Genomic DNA, 13,662 nt, shown 5'->3' on the forward strand with positions numbered 1-13,662 from the left:
TAGGTTCATGGGGCGTTTACCTCTATGTGACCATATCTGACAGGTTGCAATATCTGACAGGTCACAAATATCTGACAGGTTGCGCTAAATCAGTTTTGCCCCATTGTGTGTTTCGATCCCACTAAGCGCTACCGACTAACATGACTTTTTCAAAAATAAAACTAATACAAAAAGTCAATTGCTATATACCAGATTGGCTCAACTCATTAGTTGAAATTCACTAAACTTAGCAAAATTAGGTGTGTTTGAACTACCACTAAAGGTATAAAGCATAAGTCCTTTTGCTTGGCCGTTTAATGTCTTCGCAGAGCCAATGACTTGCCAAGAGCGTTTTTGATTACATTCCAAGAACGCAGTGATAGTACCATCATTTTTTTCTATCTTAACTGAGGCTGTCGTGCCTTCAAATGTGCTAAGTTGTTTGATCTCTGGTTGACCATTTTGCTCTACAACAAACACAATGGAAGGCTCGCCCATGAACATTTCTTTACTAATTTTGATGTAGTTATCGTTGTCCCAGTAAATGCCTAGGCCAGCTTGTTCAAATGGCAAGGTTGGCTCTAAGGTGATGGTTACTTCTGCGCTATAATTGGGTTGAGATACTGGGTAGATGAAAATGTTATCCACGTCACTTGAACCCGCGCCAAAAATATTGCCTTCTTGCACTTGCATCGACAACAGCCCGTTATCAAATGACCAATGGCTTGGGTTCTCATTTTGAATGTACCAGTCGTTTAAATTCTTCATTTCGGACTCCTTGGGTTTAGATCATGCGTTGGCGAAGGCTATAAAAAATATCTTCAAGGTCGCCAAGTTTTTGCTGCTCTATGCGCTTTAGCTGTTGCTGCACCGTGTCATACATGAGCTTATTGTTCATGTCATTCAGTGTCGCATAGTGGTGGGTACGACGACCTAAAATAAAGTTATTTTGATCGTTTTCGTTCATCAACATGAAGTGATCAATGGTACGTAAAAACGCCTCTTTATCATGCGGAAATTGTCCATTGAGTTCCGTCAGCAAATTTATCCCATGATAATTACCGTAATTGCTTTTGATGCCATCTAATTGGCTGATCAATTGAAATTGTTCTTCCAACATCTCACGCTCTGAAAGTGGCGTAAACTGGCCGTTTTGAACCATATCATCCAACTCAGTACCAGGTTTTACCGCTAGCGATAATATTCGGATCTCCTCAGGATCAATCTGGTTTAATAGCTGGGCAGTCTGTGCGATATGGTGCTCGGACAACGCCTTCCCACCTAAGCCAAGAATGATGAATGTCATCATTTTCATACCCGCCTGCTTCGCGTACTCGGCTGATTTCAAAATTGACTTAGGGGTGATCCCTTTTTTCATCAACTTGAGTACCTCAAGCGAGCCCGACTCCATACCGCAATACAGCATGTTTAACCCTGCATCGCAGATAGCCCTCATCTCGGCTGGAGACTTTTTAGTCATGGTTTGAGCTCTGCCATATGAGCTAATTTGTGTGAGCTCCGGGAACGCCTCTTTTAGTGTATTGAGCACATCCAGTAAATCGTCCGTTTCCATTGCAAAGGAATCACCATCTTGCAAAAAACAGCTCTCAAACTGTCGGTTTTTATAGAAGGCTCGTGCCGCCCAGATATCACGTTTGATCTCTTCGACAGGACGAATAGAGAACTCCATCCCTTCAAACAGAGTACAGAACTTACATTTATTCCACGGGCAGCCTTGTGTTGTCCGTATCAGCAAACTGTCTGCTTCAGAGGGTGGGCGTATTGGACCTTGTTGAAATTGTATCTGTGTCATGGCTTATCTATCCATCAATGAAATCAATAAGCGCATGCTACGTAATTTAAAGCACAGTAAAAACTGGGGCTAGTTTGATTTATTATCAAATTAAAATAGACAATCCATTATCAATCTATTTTTGATAATAAATCAAATGGGAGGTTGTTTATGGATGTGAATGCGTGTCGTACTATACATCCAACCCAACAAGGCAGCGAAGGCATCGTTTGATAAGCTGCATAACGTTATGATGAGGAATACCCTATGAGCAAGTTAACTATCGTTGCAAACATCGTTGCTAATGAAGACAAAATTGAACTAGTAAAAGCAGAACTGCTAAAACTAATCGACATCACACGCGCTGAAGAAGGCTGCATTAACTACGACCTTCACCAAGATAACGAGAACCCAGCACACTTCATGTTCTACGAGAACTGGACTTCACGTGAACTTTGGCAGACACACATGGCAAACACGCACCTAGCCGAGTACATGGCAGCAACAGAAGGCTCAGTGGCAAGCTTCACGCTAAACGAAATGACGCAAATCGCATAAATAGTTTTTGATTCTGTAGTGTTTGGAAGGAAGGTCATCATGACCTTCTTTTTTTGCCTGTCGATGTAGTGAAAATAATGATTATTGATATCTGGTTCTATCTAGCTGCGATACCTGCTGTGTTCTTTTATGGGATGGGAAAAGGCGGTGTTGGAGGGATTTTGGGTATGCTCTCGGTGCCATTAATGGCAATGAGTGTTTCGCCTGTCCAAGCCGCTGCTATTCTATTGCCACTTTTATGTGGAATGGATCTAATGGCGCTGTTTTATCATCGTAAAAATTGCAATTATGCCGAACTCAAAGTCATGATGCCTTTTGCTGTGTTAGGGGTTATGGCCGCTTCTTACTTCATGGGCAGCCTTCCGACACACATTGTTGAACTAATGATTGGTGGATTGGCGCTGACTTTTTTGGGGCAAAAATTATTGTTGAAGCAATCAGGTTCACCTAACCGAATCAAAGGCTACGCATTAAACCTATTATCAGGTTTTTCGAGTACGATAGCTCATGCAGGGGGACCGCCAGCAAGCATGTATTTGCTACCCAAGAAACTGCCTAAAGAGCAACTTATCGGCACCAGCGTTGTGTTTTTCGCTGGGCTTAATTTTGTTAAGTTAGTCCCATACAGTTATATGGGACAACTCGATACACAAAACTTGATGACATCACTCGTGCTTGTACCTATTGCATTTATAGGGGTGAGAACCGGTGTTTGGTTGGTTAACATCATCTCTCAAGAGCTGATTTACAAAATCAGCTACAGCGTATTATTCATTACGGCTATAAAAATGTTGTACTCCGGAGTCGCTACGTTATAAGCCATCGTCAGTATCTTATAGCGCTCTTTTTTCTGCTAATTGCTCAAGTATCACGTTCGTTCTCTCTCTAAATAAATCTCTTAACAGCCGAACCGTTGGTGTGATGGACTGACGGCTCGGACAAACCAACCAGAGTTCAGTCGGCGTTGGTTTGTACTCCTTCATAATACTAACCACTCGACCTGCTAAAAGGTCATCAGACATATCAAGGCACGATTTGATTGCCACACCTTTACCTGCAACACACCAACGCCTCACCAGATCCCCATCATTCGAAGCTCGATTGCCTTTCAGTTTTACCTTATGAGTCGTACCCTCATGACTGAATAACCACTCATTTTGTAACACATCGTGCAATTGATAAAACAACGCATTGTGCTCAAGCAGATCGTTCGGCTGTGTGGGGGCTGGATTTTCCGCTAAATAGCTAGGGCTTGCACACAGCACTCTCTGTACATCACAGATTTTAAAGCCATACATATTGGCATCGGTTGGTGAGCCATAGCGCAGAGCCATGTCGACAGAATCACGGTAGAAATCAATATTGCTATCGCTAATACTTGAACGCAGTGAGACATTCGGGTATTGCAATAAAAACTCATCTAACCAAGGAGTAATAAGGTTACGCCCCAAATCAGACGATAGCGCGATACGAATTTCACCATCAATAATGCCCAAGTCTTCATGCATATTCATTTTGGCCTGCTCAAGCATCTTTAGCGCCTCTTGACACTGAGGTAAATAACGCTCCCCAGCAGAGGACAATCGCAAGTGACGGGTTGTACGGACAAAAAGCTCCGCGCCCAATGATGCCTCAACGCGCTTTACCGCTGCACTCGCTGTGGCGGTACGCATATCTAAACTGGTTGCCGCTGCGGTGATGCTGCGAAACTCCGCGACTTTTAAAATAACCTGTAAATCTTCTAAGAGCATGATGAGACCTTTACCAGAAAAAGGGACAGCAGTATTTGCTGCGTTTCTACTATTTATAAAGCAGTCTTGACGACAGAACAATCTGCATTCAAATTATTTTTGATAATAATTCAAATTAAAACCTGTTTTTCATTGTTAATAACTCGCCTATCATAGCTTCATTCAAACAAACCCGACTAAACACAAGACCTAGCGCATACGTTTATGATTATCAATTTATTTTAGATAATGTTTAAAAAATAATTAGATAATCCATGACGATTCATTGACTACACTGATTGGTGTTGCCAGTGCTTACGGCAAGCTACAGAAATAAGGTGTTGTTTTTTTTAGGGTTATTATTGTTGTTAACAAGTAGAGAGATAAAGGAATTAAACATGACTAAATTGACTATTGTTGCAAATATTGTTGCGAACGAAGATAAAGTTGAACTGGTTAAAGCAGAGCTATTGAAGCTGATTGATATCACGCGTGCTGAAGAAGGCTGCATTAACTACGACCTTCATCAAGACAACGAAAACCCAGCACATTTTATGTTTTACGAGAACTGGGTATCTCGTGAGCTATGGCAAGCACACATGGGTAATACTCACCTTGCAGAATACATGGCAGCGACGGAAGGGTGTGTTGCAAGTTTCACGCTAAATGAAATGACGCAAATCGCTTAACTTTACATTAGATGGGTATCAGCCATTTATTACGAACCAAAATCAAGTGAATCCCACTAAGGTACATGAAATGAAAAACGTAAAATCACTTTTAGCCATTGCGGTAGCAACCCTCTTTAATACCGCTCAAGCAGCAGAGATCGAAGTCGTCGCTGAGCTTGACGGCACCCGCCCTGGGAACATCACTGTGACTGAACAAGGCCGCACATTCCTTTCAATGCAGCCTCTTGATGGTCCAAAATATCGCGTTGTTGAACTGATGAAAGATGGTTCAACTCAGCCTTTCCCAAGCGAAGATTGGGCGGATGGTCCAGAGACTGGTAAGGTTGGTCTATCGTCAGTCATTGGTATTGATAGTACCGAAGATGGTGTGGTTTGGATTCTCGACATGGGCAGTGCTGACGCTTCAGCGCAGATTGTGGCTTGGGATACAGTAAACAACAAGCTATTTAAACGCATCGAGATAAGCAAAGATGTTACTGTCGGCAACTCTTTCCTACAGGATTTCGCTTTAGATACCAAACGTAACCAGATGTACATTGCAGATACCAGCCTTGGTAACTTGTTCGGTGACCCAGCACCTGCGTTTGTTGTTGTGGATTTAGAGACGGGGGAATCTCGCCGCGTTCTTGAATCTTACAAGGCGCTACTATCACCAGAGCATGATGTGGTGATTGATGGTTCACTGATGGGGGCAAAGCGTGAAGATGGTAGCTCTGATGCGCTTTACCTTGGACTGAACCCAGTAACGATTGATGCTGCAAACGAGTGGGTATATTTCGGCACGGTGAATGGCAGTGCGATTTACCGACTACCAGCGGGTGCGCTTGCAAACGAGAAGCTGACAGATAAAGAGCTTGCTCAATCTATCGAGTTCTACAATGAAAAACGCCCAAGTGACGGCATGATCATTGCCGATAACGGTAATATCTATGTCGGCGATGTTGAGAAAAACGCTGTGAGCATTGTAACGAGTGAGAGCTTCAAGACGTTTGCACAAGATGACAAATTGCTGTCATGGGCAGATGGCTTCTCAATTCAGGGTGGTTACCTCTACGTGACGCAAAATTCTCTGCATCTAAATCCAGCCCTTAATGAAGGCGAAGAAGGTGCGAGCAAACCGTTCCATGTGTTACGCATCAAACTAGATTAAGACGACAATAGATAGACTCGTCAATATAAAGCGTATGTATTTTATCAATGCATGCGCTTTTTTATTAAGTGTAAATCGGTGTCTATCAATTTATTTTTGATAATAAATCAAACATTAGGCTGTTTTTGATTGCTCTAGTGCCTTGTATTATCAATCTATCAGCAACGATAAGAGCGGAAGAACAATGAATAAAAAAATCACAATGGGTGTAACAGATTTATCATTTCATCGCACGACAGCTTCATTGGTTAGCAATGTATTGAAAAGTATGGGCTTCGAAGTTGAGCGAATCTTTTCCCCTCATCAGGAAAATTTTGAAAAACTGAAAACGGGTGAAATCGATATGCTTTCTTCTGCTTGGTTGCCATCGAGCCATGGTATCTATAAGTCGGATGTTGAAAAAGTTGAGCCATTAATCGAGCTTGGACTTCATTATGAACCTTACGCATTGTGGGGGGTACCGGATTACGTACCCGAAGAGATAGTCGCTGAAGTGGCGGATTTATTGAAGCCTGAAGTCGTCGAGCAAATGAGACCTAAAATTCAAGGTATTAATCCAGGAGCTGGGATCACTCGCTTCTCTATCCAGATGATGGAAGAGTACGGTTTAAGTAAAGCTGGCTATGAGTTTTTTACCGGCAGTGAAGACGACTGTTTTAGTGCTTTTGAAGATGCCGTCGCAAATAAAGAGTGGGTCATTGTGCCGTTATGGAAACCGCAATTTCTTCACTATCGTTATGATATTCGCGAGCTGAAAGAGCCGAAAGGGCTGCTTGGAATTGTAGACCGAGCTGTACTGTTACTGAGAGAGGATAAGAGAAATCTATTTACTGATGAGCAGCTCAAAACCTTAGATTCATTACGTTTCTCTAACGATATTATTGCCGAGCTTGATTATAAAGTGTGCCGTGAGGGTAAACCGCAAGATGAAGTGACGTATGAATGGTTAGTTGCACAAGGTGTTATTTAGCTAGGTTAACAGATAAGAATTTCAGCACTACCCGGTCGAGCAGTGTTATTGTCAAAAATAAATTGAATGTAATTAAAAGATTGGGCGGTTTATCTAGGGTAAAAAATCTCTATGATGAAGGTGTCCAATCAAAGGAGAAACAACATGTCAGCACCAACAACAATGAAAGCAATTGGTTTTACTCAATCACTAGCCATTACAGAGCAAGACAGCTTGTTCGAGTTTGAAACAAGCCTGCCAGAGTTAAAAGATAATGACCTGCTTGTAAAAGTAAGTGCGACCTCGATTAACCCAGCAGATGCAAAAATCCGTATCCGCAACGCACAAGATAAAACCCTAGAGCAACCAAAAGTATTGGGCTATGACGCGGTGGGTGAAGTGGTTGCTAAAGGCGACAATGTTTCAGGCTTCGAGATTGGTGACCGTGTTTATTACGCAGGTGATGTGACTCGTATGGGCGCAAATGCTGAGTACCAAGCGGTTGATTACCGAATTACAGCTCACGCACCAAAAAGCCTTTCTGACGAATCAGCAGCCGTTATGCCTCTCGCTACATTGACAGGTTGGGAAGCCTTGTTTGATCGCCTACGCGTTCGTCCAGAAGAGAAGAAATCTATTCTGATCATTGGTGGCGCAGGTGGTGTTGGTTCGATTACGGTTCAACTGGCGAAACAGCTTACTAACCTAACAGTGATTGCGACTGCTTCAAGACCAGAGACCGAGCAGTGGGTAAGAGATATGGGCGCTGACCATGTTGTGAATCACCGCAATCTAGTGGAGTCGGTACGTGAGCAGGGCATTCAGCATGTTGACTACATCTTCAACGTTGCAGATACCAAAGGTCACTGGGATGCAATGGTTGAGCTGATTGCTCCGCAAGGCATGATCAGCTCAATTGTAGAATTTGATGGTGGTGTTGACCTATCAAAACTACAAGGCAAATCAGCTGGCTTTATCTGGGAGCTGATGTTTACTCGCTCGCTGTTTAACACTGACGATATCCAGAAGCAGCAAGATATCCTGTTCCAAGCGGCAAACTTGATTGATGCTGGCCGCATTAAATCAACACTCACTACAACATTAAATGGCTTTGGTGTTGAGACGTTAAAAGACGCACACCAACGTATCGAAAGCAGCGCGTCAATTGGCAAAACTGCAATTAAATACTAACTCAGACTTATAAAAACGGGATTTTTGATGAAACTGTATATCTACGAGCATTGTCCATTTTGTGCCCGTGTTGTTTATGTTGCTAATGCACTGAAGCTTAACGTTGAATACCAAGTTGTAGATTATGCTGATGCGCAAACTCTGATTGATTTAATCGGTCAAAAAATGGTGCCAGTTTTGGAGAAAACGGATGGCAGCGTGATGGCGGAAAGCATGGATATCATTGCTTACTTTATCGAGCAAGCTGGTATTGATGCGGTAGCCGCACCATCAGAAGAGACGTTGGCATTTCAGCGTGAGGCATTCCCTTTGATTCAAAGAATTGGCTACCCTCGCTGGACGAAACTGAATCTAAAAGAGTTCGCGACTGAAGCAAGTGTTACTGCATGGCAAGCGAAGAAAGAGACAGAAGAGCTGAACTTTGTTCGCCTGTTAGAAAGCACAGAGCAAATTGTTGCAGATGTAAACGCACAGTTGCTTAACGCTGAAGCGTTGATCCAACCGAATGCGGGTAAATCACCACTGCCTCTGGTTGATCAGGCTATCTACTTCTCGCTACTGCGCGGCTTCTTTGTTGAGCCCACCGTTACTTGGCCGCAAGAGCTTAAGTTATGGCTGGAAACAAACAGTAATGAGCTAGGTGCTAGTATACTAACTGTCTAGACTGGTTGGACGAAAGCGTATTAATTAGGCCCGAGTTATCAAGATGGTAGCTCGTTTTTTTTATTAATATAACCAGTCAAACTTAAAAACAGTAAAACCTGTGATTTCTTTTTACTCATTACTATTCCTCTTCCCCTAGAAGTAACCTCAAGGCAGGTTGGAAATCTTTACGACGTGATTTTCCATACCTGTAGTTATTCATTTATTTCTAATTTAGCAAAATCCCAAACACGAAAATGTCCAGAAGTTTTATTGATACACGCGCCGACTAATCAGGCACGCGTATTTATGGAGTTCAGCAAACAATGAGCAAGCTAAGATTAAAGTGTCGTTAGTTTGGGTGTCTAGTTGGTAATATCGACGTCTATGCTTCCCAGATAGGTACCGGTGAGCTGCACCTTATCTCCAGCTTGCAAGTAACTTTTGTTATCAAAGCTTTCTTCGATGTATTGCTCCAAAATATAGTCTACCGGACCAGAATCTAAGAATGAAAAGGTTACGATCCACTTGATGGATTTCGATATTCTATAACCCCACCCAGGGGTGTTGTAAACGACACCCGCCGGCGTACCTGTCACTAGATTTTGGTTTGGATTAATCCCTTGTTGGTCGAATAACGTGACGCCTTGACCTTGATATCGCCAGATAGGCTGTTCTCCCTTTTCTAGAATCATCTCAATAAGAGATTTGGGGTCACGAATCATTTCGGAAGCAGCGGTTTGTTGGCGCTGCTCACCATTGACATAGGTGGTTAGCAACACGCTTTTTAAGAAGGAGTTCCAATCTTTGGGAACCACAATGTAAGGTCCGGTTGGGAAGCGTGATTGTCCACTTTTCGCATCACTAAATCCATGACCTGATGTAACGTTGTCGACATCAATCTTCCGCAACAGCTCCGCTCTGTCAGTAAAGTCACCACATACAAATAGCCCCGCATAACCATCGCTTTGTTCAGGGCTATTTATAGGTTTAATCCACCTCATACACAGCTCTACCTCGTAATCCAGAAGCACATCCTTTTGGTAGCGGATCTTGGTGTGGTTTGGTGTTGGCTTGGAAAACTTAGGAAATAGGAAGACTTCGTCAATATCTGCTTCTTCACCATGCTCTAAGTAGTTAGTGCCTGCTGCGATATGCTCAGATCCTTGCCCACCTGCTGCGAGTAGTTGTTTGTAGTCTAGGGATGTGACTGGGAGGTCGTAATGTACGTCAGACAAAGTGCTATAGCCGTATCGGTCGATAAAGCTTAGTGCTTCGCTCGGGTAATAGTCAAAATGGTCACTTAGATTGATCGCTTTTACACTTTTTCCCGTAGATTCAGTGACTAAATACGTATGGGTTTGACCTGATGGGTTGAGTACTTGTGCGAGTGTAAGGGCAACGTCAGAGGGCGCGATTTCCGTCGAATGAGCATAATTGATTGACGACAAAGCGAATAGTGCTGTGAAACTGATTAGTTTTGGTGATACTTTCATTTTAACTCTCCGTTTGGTTGATGTGATCACAGTACGCTTGCCAATGTCACAATTACGTCACCAATCTTCGCGCTAATACAGTAGTCATTGAAAAGGAAATTACATGAGAATACTTGTCGCAGAAGACAACCACGCAACCGCAGCTAATTTAGGTGATTATTTAGAGCTCTTTGGTCACGATATTGACTTTGCTTATAATGGGCAGGCCGCCATTCAATTGTTGGATGAGTCGCGCTTTGATCTAATAATATTGGATATTATGATGCCAGTAATGAACGGTTTAACGGCTTGCAGTGCTATTCGTGCGGGTCGTCACGCTGATATACCAATTATCTTTTTGACCGCGAGGGATACGCTTGAGGATAAATTAGCAGGCTTCAAAGCCGGCGCGGATGACTATTTGGTGAAGCCGTTTGAGCTACAAGAGCTTTACGCTAGAGTTGAAGCACTCGAGGCGAGAAATCAACGCCGCTTAAGCCCAGAGTTTCGATATGGTGGTTTGGTTTATGATGTCGGTACCGATACTGTCACGGCTAATGATGAAAAAATTGCTTTAGACCCAACTCAAAAACGTATCGTTTGTTTACTCATAAAAAAAGCCCCAAAACTCGTCGGTAATCAAGACATTGCGTATGAAATCTGGAAAGGCGATGAGCCCGAAGAAACGAGCGCATTACGCACTCAAATATACCGTCTGAGAAAGGCATTGCCAGAAGGGGTGCTGGTTACAGAACGTGGCCAAGGATATCGACTTAATGCTGTTTAATGTGAAAAACTCATTTATACAATGGTACTTTGGTCACTTTAGGCATCAAGTCTTTACCGTGATGTCGGCTTTGATGTTACTCGTGGTCATTGCGATCGGAGTGATTGCGTGGGCGGCTACCGAAATTGCCGCCGACAGTTTTATTAACCAACGCGTAAAGTTGCTACAACAGCAATGGATACAAACATCGTTAGTGACCGGAGACTGGACTAGCCCGGAAGATAATTTCCTTGCTGTATACCAATTTGAAGACGATAACAAACCGAGTTTTCTTGAAGGTATAACAAACATAGGGATAGAAGAATTTGAGCTCAGCGATGCTCATACGGTGACTTTTATGTCACCGTTCCAACAAAAGTGGCTTCACTTTGTCTATTTCCCTGAACTGGATCCCCACATGGTCGATTATGGCGAAGGAGTGATGGCTTATGTTGGGTACATGATGGTCGTTGTGTTTGTTTTGGGACTGGTTGCTGCCCACTTACTGTCAGGTTATTTTAGCGGTCCAATTGACCTTTTGGTCCATCAAATTCAACACCCGTCTGACAACGTTAATGATAGTGCCATTTCGTCGCGTAAAGATGAAATTGGGGCACTGTATCGGACTTATCACCAATCCTATTCTAGGATTCAATCCTTTTTGAAGCGAGAGCAACAGTTTACTCGCTTTGCCAGCCATGAATTACGAACGCCGGTTAATGTGATTCTAGGGGCGACCGATCTGCTACAAATCGCAGAAGTTAATGATAAAAAACGGCAAATAATCAGCCGTGTTCAAGTCGCAAATAAAGAGATGGATAACTTGATCAATACCTTTTTGTTACTCGGTCGGGAAGAAAAGGGGATTCAGCCTAAAAAGTCATTACAGGCAGTCATTAATGAAACGATCGAGCAGCATCACTTTTTGCTTTCTGGTCGAAGTATCCAACTAGACCAAGTTTTGCTGTCGGATGTTGAAATAGAAAGTTATTTTGCAAAGGTCATTATCGCGAATCTTATCCGTAATGCGATGAGTTACACCGATAGCTATATATTCATCCAGTTAAAAGGACGACGACTTGTGATTGGAAATGATGTTAGGGAACACGATGGGCAAGGCTTTGGTCATGGAGATGAAATCATTTCAGCTGTCTGTAAGAGTGCCAACTGGCGCTATCATTTGTCGGTGACATCTCACAAAGCGAAGGCTGTGATTTATTTCTAAATAAGTTAATCAGTGAGTTGTGACTTTGTTGTGACACAAGCCTAAGTAGAGTCTGGCTATCTAAGCACATAAGGATAGTACGATGATTCACTCAAACTTGTTAGTTCACCCAGTTTTATTTACGCCTTCGTTGAGTTCTAAACAGAGAAACAAGGCGACCAAGTTATTCTCACTAAAAGGTTACCTTAAGCTGTTGGCGGTTGGATGCGTGTTGGCTAGTTCTGCAGTGTATGCAGAGGAACAAAACACAACTGGCTTTCATGGTAGTGTCAGTCTTTTTACGGGGGTCGATGGTACTAACTCGGTGATGGATACCGATTCTGAAGCTAAAATCACTGATTATTCGAGTTCTCAAGACCGGCAGAGTGAAGCTATTGTTATTCCTTTTTGGGATCTTAACTATCGTTTTGATGATTCAAATGAAGTGTATTTTAAAACTGATATTGTTGGAATGGCGAGCGACTTTTACACACAAGCTGGATATCGTCATTATTTGACTGACGGCTCAAATATAGCGATTGGTGTGGTCCCGGGATTGTTGGAGAAAGAAGTCTGGAAAAACCCTTATCAATTGAAATCAGATAGAACGACAACAAACGCTGCTGTGAAAGGTCTTGTTTTAAATTATGACCGAGTTTTGGGTTCAGATTGGTCTCTTGAACTTGCTCGCGGGAAGTATTTGCTAGACCAAGAAGACAGTTTAGCAGCGCTCTCTAGAAATTCGAACCTTAGCTATGTTGAACTAAATTACATGACTGACTTAAATGAGTCGTGGGGAATCGAGTGGTTGATCAATTACCTAGATGTTGATGCTTCAGGTTCGGCATTAAAGAGCCAGCGTATTAGTACAGAAGCTGAGTTTCAACTAAGAAACGGGCGACATATTACAATGCTAGCGGGCAGCGTTGGACTTCAAAAATTTGACGACATAAACCCTCTCTGGAAGCGAACTCGGGAAGATACGAAGCTCGGTGTGTCAGCGACATACATATATGCGATGCCATTTGATTGGAAGAATACACTTTTCATTGCGAGAGGTGGGTGGGACATCACTGACGCTAACATTGATTTTTATGACCATGATGAATACTTGGTTACTTTAGGAATGCAATATCAATTCTGAAAAGCCACGTATTGAAAGTGGGTAAATGGCACTGATGCTTCTTCAGTTTCATTTACCTCTTTTTATGATTTTGATAGAGAAGATTACTCGCCGTGTTTTGACACTTCCATAGCGAATCTAGAGTGATTCTAACTTATTGGCTATCCCGATCTCAGGACGATCTTTGAAAATTTTGTCTGTACCTATAGATGAGCAACCTATTGTATTTGATGGGTGAGTTTGGCCACTAGGTTGGAGGTTTTGTTGTAATAGAAGTAATCCGTTAAATGCTAATGTAGCAAAATCACTGACACGCTTCTGTCCAGAGGCTTCATAGGTTTGAAGTTTTACTCGTGGCACTTTTCTCAAATAGTGCCACCTAGCTCAGAACTGCCCGTGCGACCTGAAGTC

Annotated in this window: 14 protein-coding genes; 10 read left to right on the forward strand and 4 right to left on the reverse strand. The window is 42.7% G+C overall.

All coding sequences use genetic code 11. The features are described 5' to 3' along the window. Positions 1-198 precede the first annotated feature (198 nt). Positions 199-747, reverse strand: a complete 549-nt coding sequence (locus AB4209_RS16800) for a DUF1349 domain-containing protein (protein ID WP_102281779.1) — start codon at positions 745-747, stop codon at positions 199-201. Positions 748-763: 16 nt separating this feature from the next. After that, positions 764-1,792 carry a radical SAM protein gene (locus AB4209_RS16805; RefSeq protein ID WP_102281777.1) on the reverse strand — a complete coding sequence of 343 codons (1,029 nt, stop codon included), beginning with the start codon at positions 1,790-1,792 and terminating at the stop codon, positions 764-766. Positions 1,793-2,038: 246 nt separating this feature from the next. On the opposite strand from AB4209_RS16805, the gene AB4209_RS16810 reads away from it, so the two are divergent. Together AB4209_RS16810 and AB4209_RS16815 are read left to right on the forward strand one after the other, a co-directional pair. After that, positions 2,039-2,329 (forward strand): putative quinol monooxygenase, encoded by a 291-nt coding sequence (locus AB4209_RS16810; RefSeq protein WP_102281775.1) that lies wholly within the window; start codon positions 2,039-2,041, stop codon positions 2,327-2,329. Positions 2,330-2,406: 77 nt separating this feature from the next. Then, complete coding sequence (locus tag AB4209_RS16815; protein ID WP_102281773.1) at positions 2,407-3,147, forward strand: sulfite exporter TauE/SafE family protein; 741 nt, start codon at positions 2,407-2,409, stop codon at positions 3,145-3,147. A 15-nt stretch (positions 3,148-3,162) separates the two neighbouring features. Here AB4209_RS16815 and AB4209_RS16820 read toward each other — a convergent pair whose 3' ends face one another. Continuing rightward, complete coding sequence (locus AB4209_RS16820; RefSeq protein ID WP_102319970.1) at positions 3,163-4,080, reverse strand: LysR family transcriptional regulator; 918 nt, start codon at positions 4,078-4,080, stop codon at positions 3,163-3,165. Positions 4,081-4,457: 377 nt separating this feature from the next. Here AB4209_RS16820 and AB4209_RS16825 point away from each other — a divergent pair, with 377 nt between their 5' ends. The 5 genes from AB4209_RS16825 to grxB all read left to right on the forward strand — a co-directional run bounded on the left by AB4209_RS16825 (position 4,458) and on the right by grxB (position 8,704). Next, the gene (locus AB4209_RS16825; protein WP_102281769.1) at positions 4,458-4,748 is read left to right on the forward strand and encodes a putative quinol monooxygenase; all 291 of its coding nucleotides are present in this window, start codon (positions 4,458-4,460) and stop codon (positions 4,746-4,748) included. 70 nt (positions 4,749-4,818) lie between these two features. Then, positions 4,819-5,901, forward strand: a complete 1,083-nt coding sequence (locus AB4209_RS16830) for an L-dopachrome tautomerase-related protein (RefSeq protein ID WP_102393957.1) — start codon at positions 4,819-4,821, stop codon at positions 5,899-5,901. 202 nt (positions 5,902-6,103) lie between these two features. Further along, positions 6,104-6,871: a glycine betaine ABC transporter substrate-binding protein gene (locus AB4209_RS16835; RefSeq protein WP_102394014.1), complete on the forward strand. Its 768-nt coding sequence runs from the start codon at positions 6,104-6,106 to the stop codon at positions 6,869-6,871. A gap of 144 nt (positions 6,872-7,015) precedes the next feature. Next, the gene (locus AB4209_RS16840; RefSeq protein WP_102393956.1) at positions 7,016-8,041 is read left to right on the forward strand and encodes a zinc-binding alcohol dehydrogenase family protein; all 1,026 of its coding nucleotides are present in this window, start codon (positions 7,016-7,018) and stop codon (positions 8,039-8,041) included. A gap of 27 nt (positions 8,042-8,068) precedes the next feature. Beyond that, on the forward strand, positions 8,069-8,704 hold the full coding sequence (grxB, locus tag AB4209_RS16845; RefSeq protein ID WP_102393955.1) for a glutaredoxin 2: 636 nt from the start codon (positions 8,069-8,071) through the stop codon (positions 8,702-8,704). A 344-nt stretch (positions 8,705-9,048) separates the two neighbouring features. On the opposite strand, the gene AB4209_RS16850 is transcribed toward grxB, so the two are convergent. Then, the gene (locus AB4209_RS16850) at positions 9,049-10,179 is read right to left on the reverse strand and encodes a fumarylacetoacetate hydrolase family protein (protein ID WP_102319968.1); all 1,131 of its coding nucleotides are present in this window, start codon (positions 10,177-10,179) and stop codon (positions 9,049-9,051) included. A gap of 103 nt (positions 10,180-10,282) precedes the next feature. Between AB4209_RS16850 and AB4209_RS16855 the strand changes: the two genes are divergently transcribed. The 3 genes from AB4209_RS16855 (at position 10,283) to AB4209_RS16865 (ending at position 13,272) form a co-directional block, all read left to right on the forward strand. Next, the gene (locus AB4209_RS16855) at positions 10,283-10,945 is read left to right on the forward strand and encodes a response regulator transcription factor (protein WP_102319967.1); all 663 of its coding nucleotides are present in this window, start codon (positions 10,283-10,285) and stop codon (positions 10,943-10,945) included. Next, positions 10,914-12,149, forward strand: coding sequence for a HAMP domain-containing sensor histidine kinase (locus AB4209_RS16860; RefSeq protein ID WP_240800853.1), 1,236 nt, complete (start codon positions 10,914-10,916; stop codon positions 12,147-12,149). The genes AB4209_RS16855 and AB4209_RS16860 overlap by 32 nt, the downstream gene beginning before the upstream one ends. Before the next feature lie 82 nt (positions 12,150-12,231). Continuing rightward, positions 12,232-13,272: a DUF2860 family protein gene (locus AB4209_RS16865; protein ID WP_102319965.1), complete on the forward strand. Its 1,041-nt coding sequence runs from the start codon at positions 12,232-12,234 to the stop codon at positions 13,270-13,272. Positions 13,273-13,662: the final 390 nt, after the last annotated feature.

This window comes from Vibrio sp. 10N.286.48.C11, from assembly GCF_041469805.1.
Taxonomy (GTDB): Bacteria; Pseudomonadota; Gammaproteobacteria; order Enterobacterales; family Vibrionaceae; genus Vibrio; species Vibrio crassostreae_C.